The organism is Variovorax beijingensis (assembly GCF_003951285.1).
GTDB classification, from domain to species: domain Bacteria; phylum Pseudomonadota; class Gammaproteobacteria; order Burkholderiales; family Burkholderiaceae_C; genus Variovorax; species Variovorax beijingensis.
Map to the genome: position 1 here is coordinate 1 of NZ_RXFQ01000049.1, position 4,335 is coordinate 4,335.

Consider the following 4,335-nt stretch of genomic DNA (forward strand, 5'->3'; position numbering starts at 1 on the left):
GTACGGCTGTTTCCGTCAGAGTCGATATTGCAGCCGGGTCCCCACAGATGCGCCGCGAGTTTCCAGTACGCAGGACGACGCCCAGCCGCACTGACGTACACGACGTGAGTTGACGATGATGGATTTGAGGTCACGTCATCAAATTCCGGTTCTCGCCGGACGGCGTCAGCGTTCGGCAGCCGCAGCTTCGACCCAGACGACCTCGCCCGGGTGGTGCTGGTCGATGGTATCGAGCGCGTCAGCCAATATGAGCAGATCGCGCGCCTGCAATTGGTAGTCGAAGCGCGTCAGGCCTCTCACCTTCGAAGTGTCGAAGTCTTCTTCTGAGACAGCATCTGCACCGCACCAAACTGCGGCACCAGACCTTGCCGCTTCACGCAGTGCGTTTTTTAGGCCTTTGGGCGTAATTGCTAGGAAGACCATGCTCTTTTCCAAGATGATTTGCAGGGATGAAGTGGCTGGTTCTGGCCGACTGTAGCCGGTCGCTTGCGAGCGGGAACTCTTGGCTATGGCGGCGAGGTGTGTCTGCACAGCAAATTCGGTCAAGACGCGAAGCCATCCCTTTGACATGATTCAGCCATGAACAGCACGACACCGCCAGTCCTCGACCCGCTCTCGAGCGTCGCTGCCTGGATAGAGCAGCAGCTCGACCAGTCGTTGACTCTGGAGTTGGTCGCGGCGCGGGTTGGCCTGTCGCCGTATCACTTCTCACGGCTGTTCACCGCACGCATGGGCCGCAGCGTCATGGCCTATGTGCGCGGCCGCAGACTCGTGCGCGGGGCCCGACGGCTCTGCGATGAGCCAGACCTGAAGCTCGTCGATCTTGCGTTCGACTGCGGGTTCGAATCCCAGGAGGCGTTCACGCGCGCGTTCAAGCGCCTGTTCGGCGTCTCCCCGGGCCGGTTCCGCAGCGGATTCGCGGTCGAACCCATTGAAGGCCAATATCCTATGAACCTCCCTCCTGCACAGAATACATCCGTCTCTCGTTTGCCCGAGCTCGTAGCGATGCCCGCTTTCCGTGTCGCCGGCCCTGCACGCCGCTTTGACGAGGCTACCAAGTCGGAGATCCCGCAGCTGTGGTCCGCGTTGATCGGTGCGCTGCCATTCGCAGGCCAGGTCCAGAGCTGGGCGACCTATGGTGTTGTCTCCACTGTTGACAAGGCTGAGGGCTCTTTTCAGTACATGGCGGGTGTCGGTGTCGAATCCACCTGCGTGCCGCCGTCCAATTTCTCGACGATGGAGATCCCGGCCGCAACCTACGTCGTGTTCCGCATCACACTCAATGGCGCGGCGCTGCAATCGCAAGTCAAAGAGGCTCTGGCATCCATATGGGGCGAGTTGATCCCGACCTCGGGCTTAAAGGTCGCCGACGGTCCCGACTTTGAGCTCTATGACGGCCGTTTCGATCCGCAGCAGCCGGGAGCATTTATCGACTTCCACGTTCCTGTGGAGGCCTGAATTGAAGGAAGGCGGCGAATGTCCGCTGCTGGCCGAGGCTGTGTGAAAACTCGTGATCAGCGTGTTTTCGGGGGTACTGAAACCCTTCCTTTCCCTTCGATCGTCGATCCTGGCTCGATCTGAGAGGTCAACTTCCGAGATGACCAGCAGCACAGCGCGTTTTCACACAGCCTCGGCCGAATGTAGCCGGGCGCGCCGCCGTCGCGAACGGGCTCGAATCGGAAGTTCAGAAAACTCCATCGAGAAGCGAGTAGACGTACGCGAGGCAGGCAAGCCCTCCCAAACCAAATATTGTTGACACGAGGCGAGCCGCTGGGCTCTTGGCCAATGCTGCGAATGCGCCAAGGCCTAGAAGCAATGCCGCAGGAATGCCAGTTAGCGCACCGCCGTTGCGCCCAATGACAATCGAGGCAAACAGCAGTGCGCCGCCAGCGGCGAGAAGAGGGCCGGCAACAACAAAGTTCAGCCAGTTGCCGCTCGATTGCCCCGCTTTGTCTCCCGTGGCGCGGTCACCAAGCCTTGGGGCGGCCGTGGCGGACCGCGAATCCGTGCCGCAGGCCGGGCAAACGGAAACAAAATCGCTGAACCGCTGTTCAGCATGGCAACGAGGGCAGCGCATCAGGGGCTCTTTCGGTTTGGGAGCTTCGTAATTCCGATCTAAGTCGCAACGTCCGTTATTGGCCGACTGTAGCCTCACGACCGGTCAGCGCAAAGAGGCCCACTTGAGACGTTGGGCTTGCTCCAAACCGGACGCTTGCCAACATGAGATGTGGCGCTGCTCAGCCGTTTCAGTAGGAGTACGGAGAGACCTGAACAAACGGGTCGACCTGCACCCTAAAGCCGTACGGCGCTGGCGCGGTATTGTCAAAGCGGCCAGTAAACAGGTTTGCAGCTGCGAACTCGATAAACCTCCCACGCTTGTCATTGACGACCCTAGCACCGGGACAGTCCAGCAGGCTCAGGTTGACAACCGGTTGGGATTGCGTCGAACAATAGACGGCGACGGCGACGTCGCCGCTCATCGGCCACACCGTTAGTTCTAGGCGTAGTTCCCGACGATGAACAACATAGTGAAAGGAGACTCCGTACTCCTCTTCGTCTGGAGCTACTCCCAGAAGATCAAGGAAGTCGACTGGCTCCCACACAAGTTCTGGCATGACAAATCCTGCATCAAAAATTAGCTTGCGCCCTGCGTGGACGCACCTTCAAACGATGCGTCAGTACCTCGTCTCCATGAAGCGTCCTCGACTACTGGGTCCTCGGAACAAAAGACGCTGACGCATGCATTCCCAGTGACGATAAGCCATTCTCTGTGCGGTTTCGCGTACCCTTGCAATTGAGACTCCTCGTCCAGCCATCCACCTTCTTCTACCTCGAGGACGTGAAAACCGCGCGGGAAGTGCGCCGAAGTCCAGTATCGAGCGAGCTCGAGTTCGTCGAGAAGCCGAAATCCCGACGCGTGACGGAAGACGACATCGAGCCCTTGCGCGGTGTCGCCGACCAAATCGCAAGCGACCCGAATGAACAGGCCGGCGTCGTTGAAGTTCAAGCTGGCGATGTCAGACCCCCAATGGACTGGCTGGCGTTCGTCGAAGGGTTTAGCTTTAAGTTGCATGTCGATTTCAGGGATATGGACGTCCGCAAATGAGACCCAGGAGCTTGGCTTCCGAGCGGTCGCGTCCAGCCGCCTGCCGAAAAACAGCGGTTGTGGGTATCTGCTCGTGGCCGCATTGCACCGGCGCGAAGGGCCGAGCATGAGCCGTTCGGTGACTTACTAGCGCTGAGTCCACTGCCTCACCAGTCTCGCGCTGTGATGCCGGAGTTTCTGCGGGAAGGTCTTGGTATCCGCAATCCTCGAGAGCACCTTCGCAATCTCGTCGTCCATTGGCACGCCCGCTTCGAGCCAAGCCATGGCCAACTCAGGCCAAATTGGAGTAGGCCAATCCAAGCCTGACATCACCACCTCCCGAGCCGAGGCAACTTCCGGCACATATTCTGAGAGCGGCGATTCAAGAACGGGCAGCAAGGTCCGACGATCCATAGTCTCACTGGGTGGGGCGAACACAACGAATTAGCAGCCCTATCTGAATGACCGGTTCTGGCCGTCATGAGCCGGCGGCCACAAGGTCTGCGAAATCTTCGGCGACGCGGACCAACTCGCACGTTTCATGACGCCAGACGAAGACCTCCGGACCAAGCCCTTGTCCATCCGCGAGAAAGACTAGCTGATCACCTTCGCCGTTACCGCCCAGCGGTACCGCGGCTGAGGGAAATCCACGCCAGGCTCTTGCACGCTCGGTCTCGGGGACGACGCCATTGAGGGTGCGGGCGAGCCGCTTTCTGTCGGAGTCGTCCGCGATGGAATACAGCTCCCAGTCGTCGCTCTCCGTTGCGACTGTGCCGCCGTTGCTCCTCATCATGGCGAGGCGATAAGTTGTCGGGAAGCCGACGCCCAACGCCTGCTCCGCAGCCTGCACGTAGCGCTCATCCAAATCGAACGGCATCAAATCCCTTTCATTGAGAACTTGGGTCTAAGGTCGGCTTCTGGCCGGATGGCGGCGTCAGCCGCTCGACGTATCAGTGAACGGTAGTTTGATCGCGTGGGCTGCGAGCACTGTTTTGTAATGGTTCAAAAGGCTCTCAAGATGATCTGCAACATCGGCGAGATCTGCAGCAGCCTCCTCGTCGAGGAGATGGGCACTGCGTTGGACGCGACGAACCGACTGCCGAAGACCGTGAAGCGTATCGCCTTGAACCAAGCAGCCGGGAAAGTGGCGGTCCGGGTGCCGTAGAACTGCGGCGTTGCTTGTATCGGAATAGATTTCGACCTGCTCTTTTCTCATGATCTAGTGTGTACCGGGAAGGTCCGCTTCTGGC

At 59.4% G+C, this 4,335-nt stretch carries 7 protein-coding genes; 2 read left to right on the forward strand and 5 right to left on the reverse strand.

The window, feature by feature from the left end:
* Positions 1-165: 165 nt before the first annotated feature.
* Positions 166-546 carry a hypothetical protein gene (locus tag EJO66_RS32095; protein ID WP_240648947.1) on the reverse strand — a complete coding sequence of 127 codons (381 nt, stop codon included), beginning with the start codon at positions 544-546 and terminating at the stop codon, positions 166-168.
* Positions 547-579: 33 nt separating this feature from the next.
* On the opposite strand from EJO66_RS32095, the gene EJO66_RS32100 reads away from it, so the two are divergent.
* Positions 580-1,458, forward strand: a complete 879-nt coding sequence (locus tag EJO66_RS32100; RefSeq protein ID WP_125967237.1) for an AraC family transcriptional regulator — start codon at positions 580-582, stop codon at positions 1,456-1,458.
* Positions 1,459-1,684: 226 nt separating this feature from the next.
* Here the strand turns inward: EJO66_RS32100 and EJO66_RS32105 are convergent, their stop codons facing one another.
* Together EJO66_RS32105 and EJO66_RS32110 are read right to left on the reverse strand one after the other, a co-directional pair.
* Complete coding sequence (locus tag EJO66_RS32105; RefSeq protein WP_125967238.1) at positions 1,685-2,077, reverse strand: TFIIB-type zinc ribbon-containing protein; 393 nt, start codon at positions 2,075-2,077, stop codon at positions 1,685-1,687.
* A 169-nt stretch (positions 2,078-2,246) separates the two neighbouring features.
* A complete protein-coding gene (locus tag EJO66_RS32110) occupies positions 2,247-2,480 on the reverse strand; it encodes a hypothetical protein (protein ID WP_125967239.1) in 234 nt (77 codons plus the stop codon).
* Positions 2,481-2,794: 314 nt separating this feature from the next.
* Here EJO66_RS32110 and EJO66_RS32115 point away from each other — a divergent pair, with 314 nt between their 5' ends.
* Positions 2,795-3,106 carry a hypothetical protein gene (locus tag EJO66_RS32115; RefSeq protein WP_164547972.1) on the forward strand — a complete coding sequence of 104 codons (312 nt, stop codon included), beginning with the start codon at positions 2,795-2,797 and terminating at the stop codon, positions 3,104-3,106.
* Between the two features lie 457 nt (positions 3,107-3,563).
* Here the strand turns inward: EJO66_RS32115 and EJO66_RS32120 are convergent, their stop codons facing one another.
* Both EJO66_RS32120 and EJO66_RS32765 read right to left on the reverse strand, forming a co-directional pair.
* Entirely contained in the window at positions 3,564-3,962 is a 399-nt protein-coding gene (locus EJO66_RS32120; RefSeq protein ID WP_125967241.1) for an SMI1/KNR4 family protein, read from the reverse strand.
* Between the two features lie 57 nt (positions 3,963-4,019).
* Positions 4,020-4,301 (reverse strand): DUF6959 family protein, encoded by a 282-nt coding sequence (locus tag EJO66_RS32765; protein WP_164547973.1) that lies wholly within the window; start codon positions 4,299-4,301, stop codon positions 4,020-4,022.
* Positions 4,302-4,335: the final 34 nt, after the last annotated feature.